The 23,766-nt window shown below is 52.4% G+C and carries 24 protein-coding genes; 15 read left to right on the forward strand and 9 right to left on the reverse strand.

Annotated features, from left to right (window positions below; genetic code table 11):
• Positions 1 to 48: 48 nt before the first annotated feature.
• The 3 genes from sseA to BS29_RS04670 all read right to left on the reverse strand — a co-directional run bounded on the left by sseA (position 49) and on the right by BS29_RS04670 (position 4,043).
• On the reverse strand, positions 49 to 885 hold the full coding sequence (sseA, locus tag BS29_RS04660; protein ID WP_229956058.1) for a 3-mercaptopyruvate sulfurtransferase: 837 nt from the start codon (positions 883 to 885) through the stop codon (positions 49 to 51).
• Between the two features lie 143 nt (positions 886 to 1,028).
• Positions 1,029 to 2,558, reverse strand: coding sequence for a cryptochrome/photolyase family protein (locus BS29_RS04665; RefSeq protein ID WP_229956059.1), 1,530 nt, complete (start codon positions 2,556 to 2,558; stop codon positions 1,029 to 1,031).
• A 66-nt stretch (positions 2,559 to 2,624) separates the two neighbouring features.
• The gene (locus BS29_RS04670) at positions 2,625 to 4,043 is read right to left on the reverse strand and encodes a hypothetical protein (protein ID WP_229956060.1); all 1,419 of its coding nucleotides are present in this window, start codon (positions 4,041 to 4,043) and stop codon (positions 2,625 to 2,627) included.
• Positions 4,044 to 4,173: 130 nt separating this feature from the next.
• Here BS29_RS04670 and queF point away from each other — a divergent pair, with 130 nt between their 5' ends.
• Together queF and BS29_RS04680 are read left to right on the forward strand one after the other, a co-directional pair.
• Complete coding sequence (queF, locus tag BS29_RS04675; protein WP_229956061.1) at positions 4,174 to 4,644, forward strand: preQ(1) synthase; 471 nt, start codon at positions 4,174 to 4,176, stop codon at positions 4,642 to 4,644.
• Positions 4,644 to 5,732, forward strand: coding sequence for a glutathione S-transferase family protein (locus BS29_RS04680; RefSeq protein ID WP_229956062.1), 1,089 nt, complete (start codon positions 4,644 to 4,646; stop codon positions 5,730 to 5,732). Before queF ends, BS29_RS04680 begins: the two co-directional genes overlap by 1 nt.
• Positions 5,733 to 5,747: 15 nt before the next feature.
• On the opposite strand, the gene BS29_RS04685 is transcribed toward BS29_RS04680, so the two are convergent.
• Complete coding sequence (locus tag BS29_RS04685; protein ID WP_229956063.1) at positions 5,748 to 6,461, reverse strand: glutathione S-transferase family protein; 714 nt, start codon at positions 6,459 to 6,461, stop codon at positions 5,748 to 5,750.
• A 136-nt stretch (positions 6,462 to 6,597) separates the two neighbouring features.
• On the opposite strand from BS29_RS04685, the gene BS29_RS04690 reads away from it, so the two are divergent.
• Positions 6,598 to 6,999, forward strand: a complete 402-nt coding sequence (locus BS29_RS04690; protein WP_229956064.1) for an acyl-CoA thioesterase — start codon at positions 6,598 to 6,600, stop codon at positions 6,997 to 6,999.
• Between the two features lie 9 nt (positions 7,000 to 7,008).
• Here the strand turns inward: BS29_RS04690 and BS29_RS04695 are convergent, their stop codons facing one another.
• From BS29_RS04695 to hflK, 5 genes are all read right to left on the reverse strand, one after another.
• Entirely contained in the window at positions 7,009 to 8,589 is a 1,581-nt protein-coding gene (locus BS29_RS04695) for a helicase HerA-like domain-containing protein (RefSeq protein ID WP_229956065.1), read from the reverse strand.
• 104 nt (positions 8,590 to 8,693) lie between these two features.
• The gene (locus BS29_RS04700) at positions 8,694 to 10,226 is read right to left on the reverse strand and encodes a Do family serine endopeptidase (protein ID WP_229956066.1); all 1,533 of its coding nucleotides are present in this window, start codon (positions 10,224 to 10,226) and stop codon (positions 8,694 to 8,696) included.
• A 299-nt stretch (positions 10,227 to 10,525) separates the two neighbouring features.
• Positions 10,526 to 10,966, reverse strand: a complete 441-nt coding sequence (locus BS29_RS04705; protein WP_229956067.1) for a nuclear transport factor 2 family protein — start codon at positions 10,964 to 10,966, stop codon at positions 10,526 to 10,528.
• A gap of 6 nt (positions 10,967 to 10,972) precedes the next feature.
• Entirely contained in the window at positions 10,973 to 11,812 is an 840-nt protein-coding gene (gene hflC, locus BS29_RS04710) for a protease modulator HflC (protein WP_407673747.1), read from the reverse strand.
• Between the two features lie 11 nt (positions 11,813 to 11,823).
• Positions 11,824 to 12,852, reverse strand: coding sequence for an FtsH protease activity modulator HflK (hflK, locus tag BS29_RS04715; protein WP_229956943.1), 1,029 nt, complete (start codon positions 12,850 to 12,852; stop codon positions 11,824 to 11,826).
• Between the two features lie 131 nt (positions 12,853 to 12,983).
• On the opposite strand from hflK, the gene BS29_RS04720 reads away from it, so the two are divergent.
• The 12 genes from BS29_RS04720 to BS29_RS04775 are packed head-to-tail and all read left to right on the forward strand — an operon-like array spanning position 12,984 to position 23,419.
• Positions 12,984 to 13,946, forward strand: a complete 963-nt coding sequence (locus BS29_RS04720; RefSeq protein WP_326838493.1) for an Mrp/NBP35 family ATP-binding protein — start codon at positions 12,984 to 12,986, stop codon at positions 13,944 to 13,946.
• Positions 13,947 to 13,974: 28 nt separating this feature from the next.
• Complete coding sequence (locus BS29_RS04725) at positions 13,975 to 14,412, forward strand: CoA-binding protein (RefSeq protein WP_229956069.1); 438 nt, start codon at positions 13,975 to 13,977, stop codon at positions 14,410 to 14,412.
• Entirely contained in the window at positions 14,402 to 16,702 is a 2,301-nt protein-coding gene (locus BS29_RS04730; protein WP_229956070.1) for a xanthine dehydrogenase family protein molybdopterin-binding subunit, read from the forward strand. The genes BS29_RS04725 and BS29_RS04730 overlap by 11 nt, the downstream gene beginning before the upstream one ends.
• 2 nt (positions 16,703 to 16,704) lie before the next feature.
• Positions 16,705 to 17,715 (forward strand): ferrochelatase, encoded by a 1,011-nt coding sequence (gene hemH / locus BS29_RS04735; protein ID WP_229956071.1) that lies wholly within the window; start codon positions 16,705 to 16,707, stop codon positions 17,713 to 17,715.
• Positions 17,706 to 17,969 (forward strand): ribbon-helix-helix domain-containing protein, encoded by a 264-nt coding sequence (locus BS29_RS04740; protein WP_229956072.1) that lies wholly within the window; start codon positions 17,706 to 17,708, stop codon positions 17,967 to 17,969. The genes hemH and BS29_RS04740 overlap by 10 nt, the downstream gene beginning before the upstream one ends.
• 9 nt (positions 17,970 to 17,978) lie before the next feature.
• The gene (crcB, locus tag BS29_RS04745; RefSeq protein WP_229956073.1) at positions 17,979 to 18,356 is read left to right on the forward strand and encodes a fluoride efflux transporter CrcB; all 378 of its coding nucleotides are present in this window, start codon (positions 17,979 to 17,981) and stop codon (positions 18,354 to 18,356) included.
• A complete protein-coding gene (locus BS29_RS04750; RefSeq protein WP_229956074.1) occupies positions 18,353 to 19,636 on the forward strand; it encodes an RluA family pseudouridine synthase in 1,284 nt (427 codons plus the stop codon). The genes crcB and BS29_RS04750 overlap by 4 nt, the downstream gene beginning before the upstream one ends.
• Positions 19,636 to 20,271: an FMN-binding negative transcriptional regulator gene (locus tag BS29_RS04755; RefSeq protein WP_229956075.1), complete on the forward strand. Its 636-nt coding sequence runs from the start codon at positions 19,636 to 19,638 to the stop codon at positions 20,269 to 20,271. Before BS29_RS04750 ends, BS29_RS04755 begins: the two co-directional genes overlap by 1 nt.
• A complete protein-coding gene (locus BS29_RS04760; protein ID WP_229956076.1) occupies positions 20,268 to 20,921 on the forward strand; it encodes an HAD-IA family hydrolase in 654 nt (217 codons plus the stop codon). Before BS29_RS04755 ends, BS29_RS04760 begins: the two co-directional genes overlap by 4 nt.
• Positions 20,918 to 21,223: a hypothetical protein gene (locus BS29_RS04765; protein WP_229956077.1), complete on the forward strand. Its 306-nt coding sequence runs from the start codon at positions 20,918 to 20,920 to the stop codon at positions 21,221 to 21,223. The genes BS29_RS04760 and BS29_RS04765 overlap by 4 nt, the downstream gene beginning before the upstream one ends.
• Positions 21,207 to 21,905, forward strand: coding sequence for an ATP12 family chaperone protein (locus BS29_RS04770; RefSeq protein ID WP_229956078.1), 699 nt, complete (start codon positions 21,207 to 21,209; stop codon positions 21,903 to 21,905). Before BS29_RS04765 ends, BS29_RS04770 begins: the two co-directional genes overlap by 17 nt.
• A 56-nt stretch (positions 21,906 to 21,961) precedes the next feature.
• Positions 21,962 to 23,419 carry an AMP nucleosidase gene (locus BS29_RS04775; RefSeq protein WP_229956079.1) on the forward strand — a complete coding sequence of 486 codons (1,458 nt, stop codon included), beginning with the start codon at positions 21,962 to 21,964 and terminating at the stop codon, positions 23,417 to 23,419.
• The last annotated feature ends 347 nt before the right edge of the window (positions 23,420 to 23,766 follow it).

Here is a 23,766-nt window from a genome sequence, read left to right on the forward strand (position 1 = left end):
GGGGCTTCGATCGGCTCAGCCCTAGCGGTGAAAACAGAGCTGATTACATCAAGCAGTCGTTTTGGGTGTATCTGCGTCCGCTCCCCATTCAGCCCAACTGCCGTCGTAAAGAGCGACTTTTTCGGCGCCGGCAACCGCCGCGGCAAATGAAACCACGGCCGCTGTCATGCCAGAACCACAGGTGGTGACAATGGGTTTGCCCAAATTAACATCGGCCTTGTCGAACAATGCCTTCATTTCATCAGCGGTTTTCCAAGTACCATCTGCGTTGAAAAACTCGCTGTGCGGAATGTTGACCGATCCCGGTATACTGCCAGAAACAATGCCCGGGCGTGGATCTTCTTCCGCACCGGAAAAACGCGCCGCTGGCCGGGCATCAACAACTTGCTCGTCCTTGCTATGCAAGTTGGCCAGCATGTCCGCTTTGGTGCGAACATCCTTATCATCTTTCCACACAGTGAAGTGGCGATGACGCAGCGCCTCCTTACCTGATTCAAGCGGCCTTCCTTCGGCCTTCCACTTGGCGATGCCACCATCGAGAATTGCAACTTCATGGGCTCCAAAAATGGTCAACATCCACCAGGCGCGCGCAGCGCTTTTCAGTGGGCTATCATCATAGAGTACGATACGGCTGCCGTCTCCCAGGCCGAGGGATTGCATACGGCTGGCAAATTTCTCTGGTGGCGGAAGCATATTTTCCACTGGATTGCCGGTATCGGTCAGCTCGCCCAGGTCCATGAAGACTGCTCCGGGGATATGTCCTGCTTCATATTCAGCGGCTGGATCACGCCCGGCATCAGGCATGAATTTGGTGGCATCAACTATACGCAAATCTGATGCGCCCAGTTCATTTGCAAGCCAGTCAGTGGTTACCAGCAGTTCCATTTTATGCTCCTTGTGCAAGCGGGCGACGAAATCGCCACGACTTTAATATGCCGACATCTATCGATTCGTATTCAGACCGTCGAGGCTATAATGCATTGAAGATGGAATCCACAGCTTATGTGGCTTTTCGGCAAATGATTGATTTACAATCGTTCCAGAAATGCTTGCGCACCGTCACGGAGCTGTTTCTGTACGTCAGAATCCATTGCATTCCAGATGCGGTAGGGCATGGCGAGCCGGTTATTTTTCGCCAGCTTTTCTTCATTGCGAGCCAGGAAATCCCAGTAGAGTGCGTTAAACGGGCAAGCTTTCTTGCCCATTCGCTGCTTCACATCATAGCGACAGGACGTACAGTGATCTGACATCTTGTTTATGTAATTGCCGGATGAGGCATAGGGTTTGGAAGCGATGATCCCGCCATCACCAAATTGGCTCATTCCCAGTGTGTTCGGCAATTCTACCCATTCATAGGCATCTGCATAGACTTCCAGATACCAGATATGGACCGCATGAGGATCAATTCCCGCGATAAGGGCGAAGTTGCCGGTGATCATCAACCGTTGGATATGGTGAGCGTAGGAAAGATCTAACGTCTGACCGATTGCCTCAGACAGGCACAACATATCTGTGTCACCGGTATAATAGAATTCTGGTAGTGGCCGGCGGGCGTCTAGGAAATTGCGTTCCGCATAATCAGGTCCTTCGCGCCAATAGATACCCCGAACATATTCGCGCCAGCCGATAATCTGGCGGATAAAACCCTCGGCAGCGTTAAGCGGCACTTTTCCGTCGGCATAGAGATCAGCCACCTCCTGACAAAGCTCCAACGGATCGAGTAGGCCGCTGTTGATATAAGGTGACAGGATCGAATGCCAGAGAAAGGGTTCTCCTGTAAGCATTGCATCCTGATAGTCGCCAAATTGCGCCAGGGCATGATCGAGAAACTGGCGCCGTTGCCTCAATGCTTCTTCATGAGTCACGGCGAAATGGAAATGATCCAGTGAACCGGGATGGTCTGCAAATTTTTCTGCAACCAGTTCCATGACCTCTTGGGTGATCTCGTCCGGATCAAAGCGGATGGGTTTTGGCATCATCAAATCGCTCTGGGCTGGCTTGCGATTTTCGGCATCATAGTTCCACTTGCCACCTTCAGGTTTACCATCCTCATCCAGCAATAAACCTGTCTTACGCCGCATTTCGCGGTAGAAAAACTCCATCCGCAATTGCTTCTTACCCTCCGCCCAATCATCAAACTCTTTATGGGTGGCGATGAAACGATCGTCAGGGCAAATGGTGACCGGGATATCAAATTGATCCTGCCAATTTTCGATCATGGCCATGATTCGCCATTCGCCGGCTTCGGTAATTCGGATTGAATCGATGGTATATCTTTCGCATGCCCGAGCAATCTCGCCGGTAAAGCTGCCGCTATTGTCGGGATCATCTAGTTTCACATAATCAACTGTCCAGCCACGCGAACGGAGCGTTTCGGCATGATGACGCATGGCTGAAAATATATAAGCAATCTTGGCTTTGTGATGCTTTACATAGGTGGCCTCGGCTTCCACCTCCATCATAAGCAATACTGATCGATCTTTCTCTTGGCCGGCGAGTGAAGACATGTTCCATGACAATTGGTCGCCAAGGATTGGAATAAGTGTTTTCTCCTGCATCCCGTTTAGATGGAGCGGAATGCGGATAAAGACAGCCTGTGCTTTAGTACATTAGGTTGATCGATTTCAGGTGTTTAGTGGCCGCTGACCAACGGGCTCAAAGATTTTAGGTCCAAGATCCAAGCGAAAGGGTGCCATTTTGGGTCGCCGCGGTTCATATTCCCGGCCGATAATAAACGACGCAATTTGTTGGCATTCAACGTCATGTTGATCGAGATAAACAACGCCAAAGCGAGCCAAGGGAATGAATAAGGCCTGTGCTTTGATCGTTATGGGCCGAATGGCATTGAGCGGTAACCGTATGTCCCCTTTCACCGATATGGTTTCACCAGCTGGCAGTTCTTCAATCTCGTGCAGCAATTCTCCGGATTCGAGTTCTCCATTCCTGGCGTTTTCAGAATTCGCCTGCATCATTGCGCCCGATAGGCGGATGCCGCGTAAGAGCTGATCAGAGCGATTGGTCAGCGTTACGGCGTAATTCAGGACGGCATTCAGCAATGTGGATGAAGCGCCAGTGGCTATCAGATCAATCTGTAAGCAATCTGTCTGTGTTGATTTTGGAGTTGATTTTGGTGCGGCTGGCCGGGGTTCAGTGACCTTTTGGGATGCTTCCGAACTGAAACCGATTTTGGATGTCACAAACCCGTTGGATGGTGTGGGAGATGCGGGTTCAGGCTCTGCCGGATTGGGTGGTGAATAAATCTTAGGTGCAGATTTGCGCAATGCTGGTGTGGGGTCGATGGGTTCTGCTGGCAATGGCGTAATATCATTCGCGTGATCGACTGGTTCTTCTTCCGATAACAACGCAGCCGTCTTACGGCGGAAAAAATATCCCCGCAAGCCGCCGAGCAGGAGCAAGATTATTGCTCCACCAACAAAATAGGGGATGGACCCTCCCGAATTAAGATCCGGAGCGGGTGAGGTGGTTGATGGCTTGCTTGTTTCCCTTGACGCCCGGGGAGTTGACGGCACGGTTTGAGCCGGGAGATCTGAAGTGAAGCCGGGTTGAGGCTCGCTACCGCCCGTTGCTTGATTTTGCGGTGCTGCGATTGCCGGTACCCTTTCACCTGTAGGAGCACTCGATGGCACAGCGCGCTGCGGGGAATTGGCAGGTGTGTCGGGCTGCCTGTTGTCAGTTGGCACCGAGCGGGCTTGAGACCCTGTCGTTGCCGCATCAGTCGGCTGCGGTGTAGCTGGCAAGGGAAGCGACTGCGCAGCGGGTTGTGGGCTCGATGCAGCATCATTTTGAGACGGCGTGGCTTGCGGAGGTGCGGCATTCTCCTCGACAGGCCCCTGTGCTTGGTTAGCCGAAGAATTTTGGTCATTACCCGGCGGCAGGGAATAATCGCTGACGGAGGGCAGTTCTGGTGGCGGTTCGGGCGGCAATTGTCGCGGTACAGTCTGACCCAGCGCCGAGGAGGCAGTGACGATTGACAGGCAAAGTGCCCCGGCAATGATCATTGCCAGCGATCTTGTCCGCTTCATTCGTCTCAATCGATTTATCGTCATTGCCCTTTTCGACCCTGGGTTGTTTTTCTGCGCCTCTACACGCTGAACCATCAATGAATATCGGGCCAGGGATGACATGAGCTGCCCCGTGCACTAGATGACCTGCATGACAGATAAAGATACATCAAAAACAACGCCGCGTTTCTTGGGTCAGGACAGCGCTCTGCCGACTTCTCCCGAAGAGGCGATCTTGGATTATGTTCCAAATCCGCGGGCCGGGGAACTCTATCTTACGCGCTTTGCAGTGCCGGAGTTTACATCGCTTTGTCCGGTGACTGCGCAACCTGACTTTGCCCATCTGGTCATTGACTATGCGCCAGATAAAACAATCGTGGAGTCTAAATCGCTCAAGCTGTTTTTGGGGTCTTTTCGCAATCATGCGGCCTTTCATGAAGACTGTACAGTGGGGATCGGCCAGCGGCTTTTCACCGAGATGAAGCCCAAATGGGTGCGTATCGGAGGTTACTGGTATCCTCGCGGCGGCATTCCGATTGATGTGTTTTGGCAATCGGGTGAGCCACCGCAAGGCTTGTGGATACCGGATCAGGGCGTGGCTTCTTATCGGGGGCGCGGTTGATGGCACATAAGTTATACGCGGCACCACTATCGCTCTACTCCGGCAAAGCTCGCGCCTATCTCGACTGGAAAGGCGTAAATTATGAGGAAATCCTCTCTTCAGGAGAGGTTTATAAGGATATCATCATTCCCAAAGTGGGGCGGCCGGTTATTCCCGTCTTAGATACAGGAGACGGAGAGACCATTCAGGATACAACCTGTATCATTGACCATTTTGAAGGAAAGATCGACGGACCCTCGATTTATCCGTCAACTCCGAAACAACGACTGGTTGCATTGTTGCTCGAAACATTTGGTGATGAATGGTTGGTTATTCCGGCGATGCATTATCGTTGGAATTACAATGAAGAGTGGGTTTACGGCGAATTCGGTGCAACCGCTGCTCCGAATGCGAGCAAGGAGGAGCAGTTAGCAATTGGCCGAGAAAGGGGCAGTAACTTCAAGGGATTCTGTCCTATATTGGGTATAAATCCCCAAACTATTCCGGCGATTGAAGCAAGCTATGAGGCTTTGTTGGCTGACTTAGATGCTCATTTTGCTGAGCATGATTATTTGCTCGGTACGCGGCCCTGTATTGGTGATTATGGTCTTATTGGCCCACTTTATGCTCATCTCTATCGTGATCCTGCGTCGGGCGAAATTATGAACCGACTGGCCCCGCGCGTTGCATCCTGGGTTGAACGAATGGTTCGCGTCGAAGCTCCTTTGTCTGGCGAATTTCTGGCCGATGACGCGGTGCCCGCTACGCTGATGCCAGTTTTGGAACGGATGATGAGCGAGCAGATGCCTTTTTTGCAGGCCACTGCGGATATGTTGGAAACTTGGTCTGCGGATAATCCTGAAGCAGAATTGCCGCGCGCCGTCGGTATGGCCGAGTTCACAATGGAGAATGTTACAGGACAGCGGATCGCACCGCCATTCAGCTTGTGGATGTTACAGCGGGCATTGGATTATTATCAGGGATTGGGTGATGCCGATAAATTAATGGTCGATACGTTCCTATCTTCCGTGAAAGGCGCACGGGGATTGCAGGATTTTGATCTGAAGCAACCATTGGTGTTTGAAAATTTCAAACTGCGATTAGCTTAGTCTTCTTACTAGTGCTTACCCTGTAACATCAGGAAACCATAGAGCCTGGCAACGCTCCACATAAGGCGCGAAATTCGTATGCGATTTGGCGGCCTCCAATAATGGGCTAGGTAGCTCTTCGATCAAACTATTGGCGATGATCGGATATGCGATTGTATCAAGGCTAGTCGGTTGATCGCCAAACATGAAGGCTTTCTCACCCAGTTGTGTCGATAATGCTTCCAAGTCAGCAGCGCCAAAGGCATAGATATTCTTTGCGGCATGGCGACCGATCCCTTGAGCCTTTAAATTGTTTTTCACCTGTTTCTGGGCGATGATCGGGATGAGATTGCGAATAAGAGGTGGCATGGCTCCGAACCAGAATTTCTTGATGATCGGCCAGTTATGATCATCAATCCATCGGCTATAAACCGTTACCCAATATAGCCGCTCCTCAATCATCCGTGCCATGGCGTGAGATGTTGCGCGTTGTTCTCCTGTCAAACCGGCATCGAAATCAGTCCCGTATTTGTTTTCGAGGTGACGTTGGATCAATGCGGTATCGGCAATTTCGGCGCCGTCATCGATAAGGAATGGAAGCTTTCCTTTGGGGGCCTTGCGCGGGTCGTCCATTATCTCGGTATCATATTCAACTTTCGCGATTTTCAACAAAATCTCGCCTTTCATACAGAAAGGGCTGGGATTGGGGACGCCAAAACCTGATTGGAACTGCTTGTATTTGATGGTCATGTCTTGCCTCCCGTTATTTTGTTCTGGAGCGACATATCACAAAAAATTGGGTCTATCCGGCACGATATTGCACAACCATGTCGCTTTTTTGTTTTTGTCCTATCAATTGGCTAGCGCTAACATTATTGTTAGCATCATGAACAGCATCCCCCATCATCACAATATCGCGATAATGCCCGATGATATCGATTTCATGGGGCATGTGAACAACGCCAATTACCTGAAATGGGTGCAGGATGCGGTTATTGCCCATTGGGAAAAAATTGCACCGTCAGAAGCGGTAGCAACGCATCTCTGGGTCGCATTGAAGCATGAGATAACCTACCGAAAACCAGCTTTTTTGGAAGATGATGTCATTGCTGAGGTGCTGCTCGAAAAAGTACATGGCGCGCGCGCCTTTTACAGCACTGTGATCCGCCGCGGTGAAGATGTGCTTGCTGAGGTGCAATCCAGCTGGTGCTGTGTCGACGCAGATACCTTGCGACCCATGCGAATCGCGAAAGATATCGTAGCCAATTTCTTCGGCAGCAAAGACTGAGCCGAGCGCTTAGCGCATCAATCCACCAATCAGATTGCGAACAAATCGTCCGGCAACCGGGCCAGCAAGGTCCGTTGCGATAGAGCCGACTGCAGAGGTAACACCGGATCGCATCGGATTTGCCCGCGACTTTTTGCCGAGCATGGTAGACGCAGCAATGCCAGCGGCAGAACCCATGGCAACCTTCGCACCTCGACTAAAGGCCTTTTCCCAAATGCTTTTGCTTTTGCGCGGGCGTTTGCGCACTTCATCTTCGCCTTTTTCTTCGACTTCTTTTGCGGTTTCGGTCGCATCAATCACTTTTTGCGCCAATATTTCCTCGGCACTTTCACGATCGATTTCTTCATCATATTTGCCATCATAGGGCGAAATGGACTGCATGATGGCCCGTTCCTTGGCTGTCACTGGACCCAGACGAGACCTTGGCGGTTTAATCAAGGTGCGCTGGACAATGGACGGTGCGCCGTCTTCCAACAGAGTAGAGACCAACGCTTCACCAACCCGCAATTCTGTAATGGCTTCTTCAACGTCCAGATCCGGATTGATCCGAAACGTATCAGCCGCCGCTTTAATCGCTTTCTTGTCACGAGGCGTAAAGGCGCGCAGGGCGTGCTGCACACGGTTTCCAAGCTGTCCTGCAACATCTTCGGGAATATCGATCGGATTTTGAGTGACAAAATAGACGCCGACACCTTTGGAGCGGATCAGGCGTACCACCTGCTCGATTTTGTCTTCCAGTGCTTTTGGAGCATCTTCGAACAGCAAATGGGCTTCGTCGAAAAAGAAAACGAGCTTTGGTTTTTCCGGATCACCCACTTCCGGTAGCGTTTCAAAAAGTTCCGCGAGGAGCCAGAGCAGGAAAGTTGCATATAGTTTCGGACTGCGCATGAGTTGGTCGGCAGCCAGGACATTGATATAACCGCGGCCCTGGTCGTCGCAATTTATGAAATCGTCAATTTCCAGCGCTGGCTCACCGAAAAACTGTCCGGCACCCTGGCTGTCAAGTTGCAGCAATTGACGTTGGATCGCACCCACGCTCGCTTTGCTGACATTGCCATATTTTGCCGAAAGCTCTTTTGCGTTCTCTGCGGTGTAAGCGAGCATCGATTGGAGATCATCCAGATTCAGCAGCAAAAGGCCTTCTTCATCAGCAAAACGGAAGACGATATTGAGTACGCCTTCCTGAGTGTCATTCAGGTCCATTAGGCGCGCGAGTAGAAGAGGCCCCATTTCAGTGATCGTGGTACGGATCGGGTGGCCTTGCTTGCCGTAGAGATCCCAGAAGATCGCTGGATTGTCGGAATAGGCATAATCATCCATGCCTAGCTCCTTCGCACGCTCTTCGAGTTTGTCTGCATGTTTAAAACTGGGGGAGCCAGCCATGGAGATACCAGCAAGGTCACCTTTGACATCGGCCACAAAGACCGGAACGCCATTGGCCGAAAAGCTTTCTGCCAAACCCTGTAGCGTGACTGTTTTACCAGTTCCTGTTGCGCCGGCTATCAGGCCATGGCGATTGGCACGTTTGAGGTTTAGGCTTTGGCGCTCGTCTCCACCCAATCCCAAAAATATCTCTGTCGCGTCAGCCATACCCGAATCCCCTTAATTGTTCGAATTCGAAAGATATCGCTCACCCAACAAAAAGGCCAGCGTGATACGCTGGCCTTTGGGTAAAGTTACATGTTTATCGCCATTTATTCGTCATTGAGGCGTACAGCAACAAATTGTGGATCACGACCACCTTGCTTGACTTGCAGCAAGACTGCTTCGCGATTGGACCGTTTCGCAGCACTAATTGCATTATCCAGATCGGATGCCGTGTTGATTGGGCGCCGGTTCACACTGATGATAACGGTCGTCCGGCGGATACCCTTGCGTGCTGCGTCACTATTTGGGTCTACCGTCGATACCACGACGCCTTTTTGCGTTGAAGGCACCCGGATCTGACGAGCAATCGACGGCGTTATATCCACTACAGATAGGCCAAGCGCTTCAGCTGTTGCTTCTGCGCTGGCACCATCTTCATCAGTTCCCATGGGATCTTCAGCATCTGGGTCGAAATTGGCGGCTAATTCTTCTTCAGATGGTCGCTCGCCAAGTGTCGCATCAACTTTCACTCTTTTGCCATCTCGTAGCAATTCAATCGGTACTCTTGTACCGACTGGCAGGTTGGCTACGAGATAGGATAGTGTTTGATCAGGCGTAACGTCCCGGCCATTCACCTTCACGATAACGTCGCCAGCTTGGATACCTGCTTTGGAGGCGCCTTCTCCTGGTACAACGCTTTGGATGAATTCACCGCGATTTTTCGGGAGGCCCAATGAGTCAGCCAAGTCTTCAGTCAATGGGCTGATCTGAACGCCGAGATAGCCGCGTTCCACTTTCTCACCTTTGCGTAAGGTGTTGACAATGGGCACAGCAACTTCTGCCGGAATGGCAAAGCCGATACCAACATTTCCTCCGGTTGGTGAAATAATTGCGTTGTTAATCCCGATCACATTGCCGTTGAGGTCAAACATCGGACCTCCGCTATTGCCGCGGTTGATCGAAGCGTCGGTCTGCAGGAAGCGGTCATAAGCGCCGCCCTGTCCCGTGTTGCGATGAATGGCAGACAAAATGCCGGTCGTGACGGTACCGCCAAGGCCAAAGGGATTGCCAATCGCGATAACCCAATCGCCGACGCGAGCACCTTGACTATCGCCAAATTTTACGAAGGGTAAGTCTTTGTCCGCATTGATTTTAAGTACGGCAATATCCGACGCGGGATCGCGCCCTACTAGAGTGGCTTCATATTCTGTACGATCTGGCATAATCACGGTGATCGTTTCGATGGTCGCATTGCGATTGCCAGGAGCAACAACGTGATTGTTGGTGACCACATAGCCATCTGCCGAAATAATGAAGCCGGAGCCAAGCGACTGGGCTTGGCGAGTTTGTCCGCCGCCATTATTGCCGCGACGATTGCCAAATAGCCCGTCAAAAGGCGTGCCAGCGAAAGGGTTGTTTCTGACACGCACACGCTGAGTGGTAGAGATGTTCACTACCGCTGGTTGCAATTGTTCGGTCAGATCAGCAAAGCTCATCGGCGCGCCTGCGCGAGGTGCGGCAGCGCGCATGACCTGACTATCGTTTGCAGCTACCTGTGCACCAGCAGACCCGACGCCGGACAGCGTCGCTGCGCCTCCTGCTAATAGCAAAGCTGCTGAAATTCCGTAAGCGTAACGCACAATATATTCCTCTCAATCTACGGGCATCGACAATATTCATTCGATGCCAAAATCCTTCAAGTTACATAAATTATTGGCGCAAAATTTATGAACCGAATTTGAATGTTACCACAGTCAATCGTTAAGATCAGCCATAAGATAGGTGTTTTTAGTCCCCGTCCCAAATATCTGGGTGTGACAAACCGCATTCGCAACCCAAAAAGTGCCAATTTGTCGAAAAAAGTCGTCCTTTTGCAGAAAAGACGACTTTTGTAGTCGTCGACGTCAATTTTGGTGTTATTTCTATACCTGCCAAGCGGTTAAAACTTGAAAGTACCATCTGTTTGACATGGATCTTTGCCAGTGAATTCAAGCGATTCATTGGCTAGATGTGTGTCGAAAAATTCATGCACCGAAGCTATCTTGCCGTCCCGGAAGGTAAAGATATGCGCATAGCGTTGATCATAGCGCTTGCCGTTCTTCGCTATGCCTTCGGCCTCCATAATGGCGGTTATACCAACTGTGCTTTCGTTCATGATCTTCCAGTTTTTGGCAAACTGAAACTGATCAAAGTCAAGCGCGTCAAAAATCAGAGGTAATATAGACTTCAAGGCTTCAAAGCTGTCGTAACGGCCCGAGATAACTGTGTTGCCGGACACATTATAGACGACATCCGGTTGGTGCAGTGCTTCAAATGCCTCAACATCCAACCGAGCGAGCGCCGCATAATATGCGTTCACAATGGCCCGGTTGGAGGTCAAAGCTGATTATCTGCCGCGGAATTGGCGAAGATACTCGTTGTCCGGCGAAAGGACGAAAGACGAGTTGGGATCGCCATCCTGACCTTTACGGAAGGTTGTTTCATAGCTCTTCATCGCACGGTAGAAATCATAGAATTCCGCATCTTTTCCAAAGCTTTCGGCATAAGTCCGAGCGGCACTGGCGTCTGCTTCAGCTCGAATGATTTGGGCCTGTTTGGCACCTTGCGCTTTGATCGTTCGTGCTTCTTGTTCACGCGCTGTCCGCATCCGCTGGTAAGCGCTGTCGAGCGGCGTGCCATCTGGCAAGTCTGCTCGTTTGATGCGGACATCTACAATTTCAGCACCATATTGACGCGCAACCCTATTCAAGCCGGTTTTGATGTTGTCCATCACCTGGCCTCGCTCCGGGCTGAGAAGTGCAGCGAAGGGTCGCTTGCCTAGCTCGTTCCGCAGAGCAGAACCAAGAATGGGACGTAATTCATCGGCAACCCGTGCTTCATTGCCCGCTGCGATAAACATCCGCAGGGGATCCGTGATCCGGAAACGGGCAAATGCATCGACCTGCAGACGAAGCTGGTCGGTGGAAAGAACTTGTTGTTGTTCCATCTCGACATCGAGAATGCGTTTGTCGATCCATTCGACTTGTTCAAAAAACGGAATTTTTGGCAGCAGGCCGGCTCCGGTTTGACCAAACGGAACGTCGCCCTGATACCGATTGATTATCCGCACTGGCTCACCGAAGCGGACAACGACGCCCTGCCGTGTTTCCGGAACGATAATCAACGTATTGACCAGTATCAGGATCAAACCAAAAAGGATGATGCTGAGAGCGACCGGGTTTTTCATTGTATTTCCCATTAGTTCGCCTCCACAGTTTGGACTGCTGGTGCCTGAGCACGTTTCTTAATCTCGGGTAACGGCAGATAGGGTGTTACGCCGTCAGCTTCGATAATGGTCTTGTCGACCTGCGACAAAACACGTTCCATGGTTTCATAATACATGCGCTGGCGGGTCACACGGGGCGCTAGGCGATATTCTTCATAGACCTTGTCGAAAGCCGCGGATTCACCTTGCGCTTGCGCGGTCAACTGCTGTGCGTAGGCCCGTGCTTCATTGAGATAGGTTTGGGCGGTTTGCTGAGCAGCTGACACCTCTTTGAAGGCGTCGTTTACAGCGGCGGGTGGATCAGCCTTTTTAATCGCGATACCGCGAATGACTACACCTGCTCCATAGCCGTCGAGCAAAGATTGCATATTCTGTTCGACCTGCTGTTCAATTTCAGTCCGCTCCGAGCCAATTGTGTCGTCTAGCGTGAAGTTCGCAACCGCCGCGCGCATTGCGGCTTCGGCCACTTCTTTGATTGTCTCTTCTTGATCGGCAATCTGGAAGAGGAAAAGTTCTGGTGACTTGATGTTCCACCGAACCGAGTAGGCGAGATCGACGATATTCTGATCGCCTGTCAAAATTAATTTTTCCGATTCACCCGTTGGAATGTCGATGGTGCGAATTTCTTCAACATCCAGTTTTGTGATCTGTTCAATTGGTGAGGGAAGTGAAAAGTGAAGGCCTGGTTGCATGGTTCGGGAATAAGATCCGAACAGTGTAACGACGCCGCGCTCCTGAGGACTAACGCGGTGGACTGAGGTTAAGGCTACCCACAACAGCACGAAGCCAATGAGCAGGATCGGCCACCATGGTCGGCCGCCTGGCCGTTTCGGAATGCCGCCTTTAAAGCCGCCGCCGGTTCCTTTTTTGAAAAGTTCTTCCAATGAAGCAGAGCCACCTTTGCCCCCTCCCGAAGAACCGCCGGATGGGTTGCCCCAAGGGTTGCGTGGACCGCCACCTTTGCCATCGTCTCCGCCGCCATTGCCCCAAGGACTGGCCATGTTCAATATTGAACCCAAGAATGTTTTTTGGGATGCTTGCCCGTCAATTTTTTTATTCATAAATTCATTATAGGTAGCGTGATGGCAGAAAAACAGTGTCAATCGGATAAAAGTGTAACTATGCGAAGCAAATGACCGATATTTCTGTGATTGAGGCGGCTCTTGAAGACGTCGCTAAAGGAAGATTTAGCGCTGTTCGCTTGATTGAAGGGCGCGTTTCCCTGGTTCTGAATGTCAGTGGACTGGATGTTCGTGACCGTGGGCAGATTGAAATTGCTGTGAAGGGCAAGCTGCTCGAGCTGGATGGTGTCGAGAAGGTTGATGTCGTGATGACCGCGGAAAAAGTTGAGCGCCGCCTGATAGCTGTCGGAAGTGGTAAAGGCGGGGTTGGCAAATCAACTCTGTCGACCAATCTTGCAATTGCCCTCAAAGCCTTGGGACATAAGGTTGGTATGGTCGATGCCGACATTTATGGCCCATCGCAACCACGTCTTTTAAATTGTGAAGGCCGCAAGCCTGAAGCGGAGGGTAAGCAGCTTATCCCCGTGCCAAATGAATATGAAGTTCCTGTACTGTCCATGGGGCATCTCGCCAAGCCAGGGCAGGCTATTGCGTGGCGCGGCCCAATGGCCGGTAAGGCGCTGGAACAACTCGTTAATGCGCATTGGGGTGATACCGAAATTTTGATTGTCGATATGCCGCCCGGTACAGGGGATGTGCAATTGTCGATGATGCAAAATCACAAACCTGTCGGTGCGCTGATTGTTTCGACGCCGCAGGACCTTGCTCTCATGGACGCGGTGCGAGCAGTCGACCTTTTTGAACAGGCTAAGATACCGATCATCGGCATGGTCGAAAATATGGCTGGTTATATATGCCCGCATTGCGGAGAGGTCAGTGATCCCTTCGGTGCCGGTGGAGCGGAGGCTGCGGCCAAAACCATGGGTATGAGCTTTATGGGCCGCGTGCCTTTGGATATTGAAATTCGCAAGTCAAGCGATGGTGGCGAGCCACCGGCTTGTTCCGATAGCCTGCAAGGTAAAGCGTTTCATGATATTGCCAAACGGCTCGCGACATGGTTGGGTGATCATTAGTTCTTCAGGGGGAGGGAAAAGACCTGTTATGCCGTTGGAAACTGATCAGGATATCGCCCGTCTGTTGACTGAAACAAAGCGCATCGCTCTTGTTGGTGCTTCAGCGAAACCTGAGCGTGCCAGCAACCGCATTCTAAAATTCCTGCTGGATCAAGACTATGATGTTGTGCCGGTAAATCCAGGATTGGCCGGACAGGAATTGCATGGCGTGAAAGTCGTATCCTCATTGGACGCAATATCCGGAGCGATTGATATGGTCGATATTTTCCGTAATTCAGAGGCGGCGGGCGGCGTTGTTGATGACGCCATTGCGATAGGCGCTCAATCGGTATGGATGCAGTTGAATGTTATCAATCGGCCCGCCGCTGAGCGCGCCGAAGCGGCTGGTCTGGAAGTCGTTATGGACCGTTGTCCTAAAATCGAAATTCCCCGTCTCGGTTTGATGAAAGGCGACAATGCCGACTGAGCCGGACACACAAGCTGGATCGGAGCATAATGACGGAAAGAAAAAGCTCTTCTCCCGCCGAAGCTTCCTAATTGGCGGTAGTGCCGCCACGGGCCTTGTTCTCGCTTGGGCCATTTGGCCGCGGGAATATGAGGCCAATATCAGTGCGACCGAAAATGAAGAGATTTTTGGTGCCTTCCTCAAAATTTCGAAAGAAGGGCAAATCACTGTCGTGGTGCCTCAAAGTGAAATGGGGCAGGGCGTTTATACTGTACTGCCCCAGATATTAGCGGATGAATTGGGCGCGGACTGGCGGACCGTTGCGGTGGAGCCGGCGCCAATTAACCCGCTCTATGCCAACGACTACTTGGCGCAGCAGTGGGCGGAGACTTTGATGCCGGCTGGATCAGCAGATCTGACTGAGAAAGAGGTGGCGCGCTGGATTGCGCAGAATATCGCAACCCGAAATGATTTCATTGTCACGGCCGATTCTTCCTCTGTTCCCGGTTATTCCAATCGTTTTCGAGAGGCGGGAGCCGCGGCGCGGGTGTTGCTAAGCAAAGCAGCAGCCGAAAAATGGGGAGTCGAATGGGAATCCTGCACGGCAGAGAACGGTTTCATTTCCAATGGCGAGCAAAAACTACGCTTTGGCGAACTGTTCGCGGATGCTGTGAAACAGGATTTACCGGACCCTGTACCGTTTCTTTCCAGCCCAGCAAATAATCTGGTGGGTCAGGATTTACCACGTTTGGATATGCCTTCGAAGCTCGACGGCTCAGCCAACTTTGCTGGCGATATTCGCCTGCCTGACATGGTCTATGCCTCGATAAGGCAGGGGCCCATTGGAGCGACGCGCCTAAAATCGTTCAATCGTGAAGGCGCAAGCAAGATTATCGGCTTGGTGGATGTAGTCGAGCATGACAAATGGATCGCGGCAGTAGCGACCAACTGGTGGGCCGCCAATGATGCATTGGACAAGATGAGCCCGATGTTTGAAACAACAGGTCTGTTGCCCGACAGTGACAAGATGGACGAGGCGCTTGAGCGAGCTTTGGCAGATGGACCTGGTGTAAGATTTGCCAGCCGAGGGGAAACCAAATCCGCTTTTGATGGTCATGAGAATATCCGTGCGCGCTATCAAGCCGAGGCGGCTTTGCATGCGCCGATAGAGACAAGGACGGCGACAGCCGACTATAATGACGGTCGTTTGGAGCTTTGGCTGGCAACACAAGCACCAGCTGCAGCTGTAAAAGCTGCGGCCGAGGCTATCGGTATCAGCACCGACAAAGTGACCCTCTACCCTATGTTAGCTGGTGGATCTTTTGGGCGTAATCTGGATAGCAAGATCGCTGCTCAAATTGCTGTTATCGCTGAAAAAGTCGGCCGCCCGATACAATTAATGTGGTCGCGGGCGGAGGAAATGATGCACGATCACTATCGTGCGCCTGCTTTTGCTCGGTTAGACGCAGCAACGGATGAGTCTGGCAGGATACAGGCATTGCAAATCAAGATCGCGGCCCCGGCATCTGCAAGAGAACAGAGTAAGCGTGTGATACGCGGAATGGATGAGATAACTGCTATGCGCTCATCTATCGATGAAGCAGATGCAAAGGCGGTGGAAGGCGCGGATGTTCATTATAGCATCCCGAATTTCTCGCTTGATCATCACCCCGCTTATATTGGTGCTCCCACTGGAAACTGGCGCAGCAATGCGCATAGCTACAACGCTTTCTTCGTCGAGTCATTTATCGATGAGCTAGCGGCGAAGGCAAAGATCGAACCATTATCTTACCGTATGCAAATGATGTCAGGTCGGCCGCGACTGGCTCGCTGCTTGACGGGTGTGGCCGCCATGGCAGGATGGGACGGAGGACTGGACGGCAGTGGTCAGGGGCTTGCTTGCCATTCGATGCGTGGGGGGCATATCGCGGTTATTGTAAGCGCCAATCGCGGCGAAAGCGGATTGAATGTACGGCGCATTTCGGCAACGGTAGATGTTGGACGGATTATTCACCCTGATATTGCCAGGCAGCAGATCGAAGGCGGTATCATTTTTGGTCTGGCTATGGCGTTGGGATCGTCAACACGGTTCAACGGCGGTATAGCTGATGCCAGGCGCCTCAGCGATCTAGCGCTTCCAAGATTAGCTGAAATTCCAACCATACAGGTGGAATTTATTCGAAGCGAAGAGGAGCCCGTTGGTGTTGAGGAAATTGGCGTACCCGCCGTTGCCCCGGCCATTGCCAACGCCCTTTTCTCTGCAACCGGCATTCGTCTTCGCCAATTGCCACTTTTTTCTGAGGCATCATGAACATGCAAATTCTTGACCATCTGCCCGAAGGCCACCCACCAGTGAAGACTGGTAAAATCGGTCTGTTGCTCGTCAACCTGGGTACGCCTGATGCCCCTGATAAGAAGGCAGTGAAGCGCTATTTAAAAGAATTCCTGTCCGACAAGCGCGTCGTCGAGATCCCCGATATAGTCTGGCAGCCGATATTGCGCGGGATCATCCTGAACACGCGGCCCAAGAAATCAGCACATGCTTATGGTCTGGTGTGGACCGATGAAGGCTCTCCGCTCGCCGTCTACACCCGGCGCCAGGCAGAAGCATTGGCGGGCAATTATGGGGATGATGTCCATGTCGATTGGGCGATGCGTTATGGCAATCCCAGCATCACCAGTCGCTTGCAGGCGATGAAAGACGCGGGTTGCGAACGGATATTAGTGGCACCGCTTTATCCGCAATATAGCGGAGCGACGACGGCGAGCGTGCATGATGCCGTCTTTGATGCGATCAAGGCGATGCGCTGGCAGCCAGCGATCCGGATGTTGCCGCCTTATCATGATGATCCTGATTATATCGCGGCACTGAAATCGAGTGTGGAAACCGGCCTGGCTGCGCTGGACTTTGAACCGGATGCAGTGATTGCCAGTTTCCATGGTATGCCGAAGCGCACCCTGGAATTGGGAGATCCCTACCACTGTCACTGCCAGAAAACCGCACGGCTGCTGTCGGAAGCGATCGGACAAGATTTGACGATAGCCTTTCAGTCGCGTTTTGGTCCTGCCAAATGGCTAGAACCTGCCACGGATATGATGCTCGAAAAACTGGCGCAGGAAGGGAAGAAAAAGGTCGCTATTTTTGCGCCCGGATTTTCCAGTGACTGTCTGGAAACCTGCGAGGAACTGGCGATACGCGGCAAGGAAGACTTTGAAGAGGCGGGCGGCGAACGTTTCGCCTATATCCCATGCTTGAATGATAGCGATGTCGGCATCAAGCTGCTTGATACGTTGGTACGCCGGGAACTGGCCGGATGGATTTAGACGCGGATGATCTTTTCCATCCGCCGGTCAAGCGCAGCATTACGATTGCAGGGCATCAAACATCTATTACTCTGGAGCCGTTGTTTTGGAGGCTACTAAGGATGGCAGCCGAAAAACAGGGGCTACCGATAAACGCTTTAGTGGCGCAAATTGACGTTCAGCGATTGGACGCTGAGGAACCACCGGCCCTGGCGACAGCTATCCGTTTGTGGTTGACGCATGATCTTCTTGGAAATTCTGGTCAAGCCGACTAAGGCAGCCTCATGAATGCAACCCTTCTTGTTATGGCTGGCGGCGCAGTTGGCGCAGCCGCGCGCTATAATCTCGGGCGGCTGGTTTTTCACTGGGGCGGAACGGGTCTGCCCTATGCTACGTTGATCGCCAATCTATTGGGCGGGTTGCTGATGGGCGTGCTCGCTGGACTATTGGCACGCAGTGATTTTGTCGATGAGCCGTGGCGGTTGCTGCTCGGTGTCGGTTTGCTGGGTGGGTTTACGACCTTCTCTGCTTTTAGTTTGGAAGTTTTGAATATGATTGAGCGCGGAAATTGGGGCATTGCTTTTGGCTATGCATTGCTGTCCGTGGTCGGATCGGTGCTCGCCTTATTTGCGGGACTTATGGCAGTGAGGGCAGTGGCATGAGCGGCTTTGATCCCACGGCTGATAGCGGCTCCGAAGAGGAAAAGCCCAAAGGGCAGGGTAAACTCAAAGAGCAGAAGCAGGCCTTGAAAGTGTTGGATGTCCGGCAGTTTACCGTGTCCGCTGACGATGATGACATCAGGCTGGATCGCTGGTTCAAACGGCATATGGAAGATGTGCCTTTCAATGTCGTGTCACGTTGGTCGCGCACCGGCCAATTGCGGCTGGATGGTAAACGGGTCAGCCCTGGTGATCGGGTCAATGAAGGGCAGATTATTCGCGTACCGCCCGCAGAAATTGAACGGCCGGGCCGGGTTGCCAAGCCTCGCGCGGAGCTGTCGGCGGACCAGATTGATTTTGCGCAGGACCTCGTCATTCATAAGGACAAGTCCGCTATTGTCGTCAACAAGCCGCCAGGACTGGCGACGCAAGGTGGCAGCAAGACGACAACCCACCTGGATGGTCTGCTTGATGCGCTGGCCTATGACGCAAAATCACGGCCGAAGCTGGTCCACCGGCTCGACAAGGATACCAGCGGTGCGATCCTGCTGGCACGATCACCCGGTGCCGCCTCCTTTTTCTCAAAACGGTTTTCCGGACGTACGGCACGCAAGGTTTATTGGGCAATCGTCATGGGTGTCCCGGAAATTGCTGATGGGATGATCGACTTACCGCTGTCCAAGCAGCCTGGTTCGGGCGGTGAAAAAATGCATGTCGATGAGGAAAACGGGCAGACTGCCAAATCGCGCTACCGGATTATTGAACGCGCCGGTAACCGGGCCTGCTGGGTCGAGTTGCAGCCGTTCACTGGACGGACCCATCAGCTTCGTGTGCATATGGCAGCGATCGGTCACCCGATATTGGGCGATGGCAAATATGGCGGGAAAGATGCATTTCTAACCGGTTCTATCAGCCGCAAAATGCATCTGCATGCTCGGCGTTTGCGTATCGACCATCCTGATGGGCACAAGCTGGACGTCAAGGCTGATCTGCCACCTCATTTTGCCGAAACAATTGAAGGGTTGGGTCTGGATCTCGAGCTAGGTGACCTGCCGCTTGAAGAGAACAAACCCGGCGGGAAAGCTGTTCGCAAGCAACAGGCAAGAGCCCACGCTAAACAGATCCGCAAGGACAAACGGGGCGAAAGGCGGGCTCGCGGCGAAAGCAAGGGCAAACCCGCAAAGGCTGGAAAACCCACCAAACGTGATCGTCCCAATGCCGGAAAAGCCACGCATAAGAAAAACATGCCGCACAAGGCTAAAGTTAAGCGAAAGGGCCGTTAATGCATCCTAATCCCGCGTTTCGATGGCCCAAGTCAGCCAATGACCATGCTGATGCGGATGAACGCGCTGCTCTCGAAGCGCTGATTGCCCAAATCGGCTTCGGCATGATATTCGCGACCACGCCTGATGGGCCGCGCGTCGCCCATGTGCCCGTTTTTTCGACAGGTGACGGGGCGCTACAATTTCATCTATCGCGCGGAAATGCGCTCACCAAATCTTTACCGGGAATGACAGCTTTATGTGTGATCAATGGGCCGGAAGCCTATATCAGCCCTGATTGGTACGGGATCGACGATCAGGTTCCGACCTGGAATTATTTGTCGCTCGAGTTGGAGGGACCGGTTCGTGAAATGGAACGGGAAGGGCTGGTCGGTTTGCTCGATGATCTCGCTGCTCAGAATGAAGAGAAACTCGCACCGAAAACGCCCTGGAATCGTGACAAAATGGATGCCGGAAAGTTTGACAAGATGGTTGATTCGATTGTCGGGTTCGAGATGGAAATCATGGCGTGGCGGCCAACTGCTAAGTTTAGCCAGAACAAGACTGCGGAGGCCCGTAACAATGCTGCAGATGCGCTGGATGCGATTGGCCGGCGAGCCGTTGCCCATATGATGCGGGAGTTTAGTTCCAAATGAACAAGCTCGCGCTGTTTGATTGTGACGGTACGATGGTCGATAGCCAGGCCAATATCTGCGCCTCTATGGATCAGGCTTTCGTTGCCCACGGCCTGACTCCGCCCGATCATCACCAAACCCGGAGGATCGTCGGCCTTAGCCTTCAAGAAGCCGTTCGCAAGCTTTTGCCGGGTGAGGATGACAAATTGGTCGCTGCTGTGACCCAGTCATACCGTGATGGCTTCTTCGCAATGCGGGAACAGGGCGCAGTGCAGGAGCCACTTTATGATGGTTTGCTAGGCCTGATTGACCGGCTCGACAGCGACGGTTGGATGCTTGGCGTTGCCACCGGAAAGTCTGATCGCGGGCTCAACCATGTTCTTGAAACCCATGGGCTCAAAGATCGGTTTGTGACCTTGCAGACGGCGGATCGGCATCCTTCAAAACCGCATCCGGCGATGGTGGAGCTGGCGATCAGCGAGGCCGGGGCAGCGGCAGAAACCACTGCCATGATCGGTGATACCAGTTTCGATATGGAAATGGGTGTCAATGCTGCTGTTCGGCCAATTGGGGTGGATTGGGGCTATCATGACAGTCATGAATTGCTGACCGCAGGAGCACAAATCGTCGCCGAGACGATGGATGAACTTTACGAGGCCCTCAATCAATGACCAAGCAACCGGAAAAATATGACGATCCGATTTATGTCGCTGATCCGGAAAAGGAAAAACAGGCCAAGACATTGCATTTCATGGTCAGCATCATTCGCTTGCTCGGCATAGCGATATTGATGCTGGGTATCGCTATCGCTCTGGGACGGTTGGCCGGAATACCCGCTGCAGTCGGTTATGTACTGGTCGTGCTTGGCCTTGCGCAGACCTGGGTTATCCCATTTGTGATGGTGCGGTCTTTCGTCAAACGGCGGGTAGCCGAAGAAGCCGAAAGAGAAGCGGCCGATGAAAAAATTCTATAAACAGGCTGCTAGCGCTGCGATCGATAGCGGTTTTGCAATTCATCTGGATGGCCGCCCCGTAAAAACGCCGGCGCGCAATCCGCTCCATCTTCCTACCCTTCAGCTGGCCGACGCGATTGCCGCAGAGTGGGCCGGACAAGGTGACGAGATTGACCCAGCGACCATGCCGCTAACTGCGCTAGCCCAAGGCGCGCTCGACCAGGTTGCTCACGAACGGGAGCGCATTGTTGGACGCATCGCGGCTTTTGCGGACAGCGACATGCTCTATTATCGCGGTGATGATAGTCAGCAGGCATTGATCGATCATCAGGCTGAAAAGTGGGATCCGCTGCTCGAATGGGCGCGTCAACGCTATGATGTCAGTTTTACTTTGACATACGGGATCATGCATCAGTCGCAATCGAAGCAAACCATCGTCCGGCTTTCCGAAGCTGTCGAAGCACAAGATGATTTTGCGCTTGCGGCCATGCTGTCTCTGGTTGGGCTCGCTGGATCACTGGTCGCGATATTGGCGCTGATCGAAGGCGCATATGATAGTGAAACACTATGGCCGCTCATGAATCTGGAAGAGCTTTGGCAGGAGGAGCAATGGGGAAGTGACGATCTCGCCTCCCAAAATCGAGCGATCAAAAAGGATGAATTTTTAGCTGCTGCGCATTTTTTTGCCCTTTCTCGTACTTAGTTTTTCCCTTTTGCGCCATTTTCCGTTACAGGCCTGTAACTGTAAACGGAGACTACATGACGATTTCTTCCCCACGCCAATCCTTGGCGCTTTGCGATAGCCCGGCAGCGGCCGTCGCTCTTCTCGAGAAACTTTACCAAGAACAAATAGATCTGATTACCGAGCGTTTTGCCCGTTATGCCAAGGGCGATTTGTCCGATGGCGACCGCGAGCAGGGGGTCTATCCGATGATTTCGGTTGAGATCCCGGCCGATCAGGCAACCGAAACCAGCAATCTAGCATCGGGCCGGATTTCCGACATTAATTGCTACAGCACAACGATCAGCCAGCCCAAGCTTTATCGCCGGTATCTGCTGGATCAGTTGGAACGGATCAACCGCATCTTCACGGCGAAGATCCATGTCGGTCTGTCTGACACACCCATCCCATTGGCTTTCGCAATTGAAAATGCTGCAGGTGGGCTCGACAGAGACCGCAAGGATGCCCTGCCCAATCATTTCCACACACCCAATCTGGTTAAGACCAATGACGAGATTGTCGACGGCGGCCAGATTTTTCAGGATGATGTCGACAGCGCACTGTCCCTGTTCACTGCCGAGCGCGTGGACTATTCACTGCACCGCATCCGTCACTATTGCGCGACCGATCCAGAATATTTCCAGCCCTTTATATTGTTCACAAACTATCAGCGCTATGTCGATGAATTTATCGAATTTGGGTTGGAAGAGGTTGAATCTGGCAAGGCGGAAATGCTGGTTGAACCAGGCAACCGGATTACAGGCGCAGATGGCAAGCCATCCTGTCCGCCGATCGCCAAGCCACCGCAAATGCCAGCCTATCATCTCGTTCGCAAGGATGGCAGCCCTGGTGTGACTTTGGTCAACATGGGTGTTGGCCCGTCCAATGCCAAAACAATCACGGATCATCTGGCCGTCTTGCGCCCTCATGTCTGGCTGATGATCGGGCATTGCGGCGCATTGCGCCGGACGCAGCGACTGGGCGACTATGTTTTGGCGCATGCTTATTTACGCGATGACAATGTCCTCGACGACGTTTTGCCACCGAGCATTCCGCTACCGACCATTGCCGAAGTGCAATTGGCGCTGACGAAAGCTGTTCAGGAAGAAACAGGCATTGATCAGTCGCAACTGAAACAACATTTGCGCACGGGTACGGTGGTGACCACCGGCGATCGCAACTGGGAGCTGCGTTTCGAGCAAATCGCCAAGCGCCTCAATCAGTCCCGCGCTATCGCCATTGATATGGAATCGGCGACGGTTGCGGCCAATGGCTATCGCTACCGAGTGCCCTATGGAACATTGCTCTGTGCATCGGACAAGCCGCTTCATGGAGAGATTAAGCTGCCCGGAATGGCGGACGCGTTCTATCAGGAACGGGTTGGTCAGCATTTGGCGATAGGTTTGCGAACGATTGACCTGCTTGCGAAGGAAGCAGATGCCGGGACTTTGCACTCACGGAAACTGCGCAGCTTTGGCGAACCTCTCTTTCGGTAGCCACAATCCTCCTCTCCCCTTGAGGGAGAGGAAACGAGAGCTTGGCAGCTTGTCTGCCTAGCGAAGTTGGAGAGGGGGATCGCTTGATGAGCACTCTCTACCCCCTCACCAAGATTTTCTAGCAAACAAGTTTGCAAGCAAATCTGTCCTCTCCCTCAGCGGGGAGAGGAATAACCCGCCAAATTCCAATGAAGTTCACAACATGCACATAGTCCTTTGGGCCTTTTTCTTGAGCAATAATAATTCAAAGTTCACACAATTCTCACTCCCTTTTAGGTAGGCAGGTGAGCATCTTCTCAATTGTCAAAGAGCCAGCGCGAACCATGCCACAGGCAGCCCTTTGTAGG

The organism is Parasphingorhabdus litoris DSM 22379, from assembly GCF_020906275.1.
In the GTDB taxonomy this organism is placed as follows: Bacteria; Pseudomonadota; Alphaproteobacteria; order Sphingomonadales; family Sphingomonadaceae; genus Parasphingorhabdus; species Parasphingorhabdus litoris.

What these genes read in the sequence shown, in the direction of transcription:
- sseA (WP_229956058.1), bottom strand. Translation starts at nt 885, where the DNA reads ATGGAACTGCTGGTAACCACTGACTGGCTTGCAAATGAACTGGGCGCA.
- BS29_RS04665 (WP_229956059.1), bottom strand. Translation starts at nt 2,558, where the DNA reads ATGCAGGAGAAAACACTTATTCCAATCCTTGGCGACCAATTGTCATGG.
- BS29_RS04670 (WP_229956060.1), bottom strand. Translation starts at nt 4,043, where the DNA reads ATGAAGCGGACAAGATCGCTGGCAATGATCATTGCCGGGGCACTTTGC.
- queF (WP_229956061.1), top strand. Translation starts at nt 4,174, where the DNA reads ATGACAGATAAAGATACATCAAAAACAACGCCGCGTTTCTTGGGTCAG.
- BS29_RS04680 (WP_229956062.1), top strand. Translation starts at nt 4,644, where the DNA reads ATGGCACATAAGTTATACGCGGCACCACTATCGCTCTACTCCGGCAAA.
- BS29_RS04685 (WP_229956063.1), bottom strand. Translation starts at nt 6,461, where the DNA reads ATGACCATCAAATACAAGCAGTTCCAATCAGGTTTTGGCGTCCCCAAT.
- BS29_RS04690 (WP_229956064.1), top strand. Translation starts at nt 6,598, where the DNA reads ATGAACAGCATCCCCCATCATCACAATATCGCGATAATGCCCGATGAT.
- BS29_RS04695 (WP_229956065.1), bottom strand. Translation starts at nt 8,589, where the DNA reads ATGGCTGACGCGACAGAGATATTTTTGGGATTGGGTGGAGACGAGCGC.
- hflC (WP_407673747.1), bottom strand. Translation starts at nt 11,812, where the DNA reads ATGAAAAACCCGGTCGCTCTCAGCATCATCCTTTTTGGTTTGATCCTG.
- hflK (WP_229956943.1), bottom strand. Translation starts at nt 12,852, where the DNA reads ATGGCCAGTCCTTGGGGCAATGGCGGCGGAGACGATGGCAAAGGTGGC.
- BS29_RS04720 (WP_326838493.1), top strand. Translation starts at nt 12,984, where the DNA reads ATGACCGATATTTCTGTGATTGAGGCGGCTCTTGAAGACGTCGCTAAA.
- BS29_RS04725 (WP_229956069.1), top strand. Translation starts at nt 13,975, where the DNA reads ATGCCGTTGGAAACTGATCAGGATATCGCCCGTCTGTTGACTGAAACA.
- BS29_RS04730 (WP_229956070.1), top strand. Translation starts at nt 14,402, where the DNA reads ATGCCGACTGAGCCGGACACACAAGCTGGATCGGAGCATAATGACGGA.
- hemH (WP_229956071.1), top strand. Translation starts at nt 16,705, where the DNA reads ATGCAAATTCTTGACCATCTGCCCGAAGGCCACCCACCAGTGAAGACT.
- BS29_RS04740 (WP_229956072.1), top strand. Translation starts at nt 17,706, where the DNA reads ATGGATTTAGACGCGGATGATCTTTTCCATCCGCCGGTCAAGCGCAGC.
- crcB (WP_229956073.1), top strand. Translation starts at nt 17,979, where the DNA reads ATGAATGCAACCCTTCTTGTTATGGCTGGCGGCGCAGTTGGCGCAGCC.
- BS29_RS04750 (WP_229956074.1), top strand. Translation starts at nt 18,353, where the DNA reads ATGAGCGGCTTTGATCCCACGGCTGATAGCGGCTCCGAAGAGGAAAAG.
- BS29_RS04755 (WP_229956075.1), top strand. Translation starts at nt 19,636, where the DNA reads ATGCATCCTAATCCCGCGTTTCGATGGCCCAAGTCAGCCAATGACCAT.
- BS29_RS04760 (WP_229956076.1), top strand. Translation starts at nt 20,268, where the DNA reads ATGAACAAGCTCGCGCTGTTTGATTGTGACGGTACGATGGTCGATAGC.
- BS29_RS04765 (WP_229956077.1), top strand. Translation starts at nt 20,918, where the DNA reads ATGACCAAGCAACCGGAAAAATATGACGATCCGATTTATGTCGCTGAT.
- BS29_RS04770 (WP_229956078.1), top strand. Translation starts at nt 21,207, where the DNA reads ATGAAAAAATTCTATAAACAGGCTGCTAGCGCTGCGATCGATAGCGGT.
- BS29_RS04775 (WP_229956079.1), top strand. Translation starts at nt 21,962, where the DNA reads ATGACGATTTCTTCCCCACGCCAATCCTTGGCGCTTTGCGATAGCCCG.